General features: G+C 50.8%; 3 protein-coding genes. All 3 read left to right on the forward strand.

The features are described 5' to 3' along the window. Positions 1-247 (forward strand): ATP-binding protein (locus V6D20_24380; GenBank protein ID HEY9818918.1); only part of this gene is annotated, 247 nt, incomplete at its 5' end. Continuing rightward, positions 244-666, forward strand: a complete 423-nt coding sequence (locus V6D20_24385; protein HEY9818919.1) for a response regulator — start codon at positions 244-246, stop codon at positions 664-666. The genes V6D20_24380 and V6D20_24385, both read left to right, overlap by 4 nt. 3 nt (positions 667-669) lie before the next feature. Further along, a partial coding sequence (locus tag V6D20_24390; GenBank protein ID HEY9818920.1) for a PAS domain-containing protein occupies positions 670-1,910 on the forward strand: 1,241 nt, incomplete at its 3' end.

Raw genomic sequence — 1,910 nt, forward strand, 5'->3', positions numbered from 1 at the left:
CACCTATTTTGTCCAAGACGATGGAGCTGGTTTTGATATGACCTATGCCAACATGCTCTTTGGCGTATTTCAGCGATTACACAATACCCATGAGTTTCCCGGTACAGGTATTGGCTTAGCTACAGTTCAGCGCGCCATCCACCGCCATGGTGGGCGGGTTTGGGCAGAGGGGCAGGTTGAGCAAGGCGCAACCATTTATTTCACATTACCCTTCACACCCATCACCACCGGGGGTAATAGGTCATGACATCTCTCCGCGCTATTCTTCTGGTTGAAGACAATCCCGATGATGAGCGATTGACGATTCGGGCCCTGCGGCGCAGCAATATTACCAACGAGATCGTCGTAGCCCACAATGGTGAAGAAGCCATACAGCTACTAGCTACTATCGAGCCATTACCCTGTGTGGTGCTTCTTGATCTGAAATTACCTAAGATCGATGGGCTAGAGGTGCTGCGACAGATTCGAGGCAGCGATCGCACCCGTCTTTTAGCCGTGGTGGTGCTCACGTCATCTAGTGAAGACCGCGATATTGTAGAAAGCTATAGTCTAGGGGCTAATAGCTATGTACGGAAGCCGGTTGAGTTTGATCAGTTTAACGAGGCGGTACGGCAATTAGGGCTGTATTGGGCACTAATCAATGAAAAACTGCCAGGAGGGTTGTAGTTTATGGGAGACGCTCTACATGCGCTAATCGTTGAAGATTCAGAAGATGATGCTCTGTTGGTATTACTGTCCCTGCAGGCAGGCGGTTTTACCGTCGTTTGGGAACGGGTGCAAACTGCAGAGGAGCTAACGGCAGCGCTAGAACGACGGGTTTGGGATGTGGTCATTTCAGACTATCGTTTACCTAGTTTTAGTGCGCCTAAAGCCCTAGGCATCATTAAGCAAACCCATCGAGATATGCCATTTATTGTGGTATCTGGAACGATTGGCGATACAGCGGCAGTTGAGTTGATGAAGGCCGGGGCCCATGATTATTTAATGAAGGATAACTTAGTGCGCCTGCCGGAAGCCGTGCGCCGAGAACTTCGAGAAGCTCAAGTTCGTTTAGATAATCGGGAGACCATGACAGCCCTGGATTTTGCCCAGGAGCGCCTGCAGCTAGCTCTTGAGGGCTCGGGGATTGGTCTGTGGGATTGGTCGGTGCAAACAGGGGATGTCACGCTGAATGAGCGTTGGGCAGAAATGGTGGGCTATCGTTTAGAGGAGATAGAGCCGCTCAGTATCCAAACCTGGTCAGATCACGTCCACCCAGATGACCTGCCTTGGGCCCAGCAACTAGTTGATTCCCATCTGCGGCAGGATAGTCCTCGCTACAGTTGCGAATTACGCATGCGTCATCGGGATGGGCATTGGATATGGGTCTTGGATCAGGGCAAGGTAGTCGAATGGGACGAGAATAACCAGCCCCTGCGCATGATTGGTACGCAGATGGACATTACCGATCGCAAGCAAGCGGAGCTACGGTTAGCGCTGCAAAGTTCAATTTTGGAGCGTATTGCTAAGTCTGATCCCTTGCCAGATATTTTAGATGCTTTGGTACGCGGTATTGAAGAACAGTTGGGCGATGGTTTTTGTTCGGTGTTGCTTTGTGATGGTGAGGGTCAATTACACTATGGAGCGGCACCAAATTTACCATCATCCTATAACCAAGCTATCAATCATGTGACTATTGCTGAGGGCATAGGTTCCTGTGGCACGGCGGCGGCGCGCCGGGAAGTGGTCATTGTGTCTGACATTGCCACAGATCCGCTTTGGCAAGATTTTCGGGAATTAGCATTATCCCACGGACTGTGTTCCTGCTGGTCAGCGCCAGCGATCGCTAGTACTGGAGAGGTGTTGGCTACCTTTGCCGTGTATTATCGTGACAGTCGTCATCCTCGCTCTCAGGACTTAGAGAGCATTAA

It is taken from the genome of Candidatus Obscuribacterales bacterium, from assembly GCA_036703605.1.
Classification (GTDB): domain Bacteria; phylum Cyanobacteriota; class Cyanobacteriia; order RECH01; family RECH01; genus RECH01.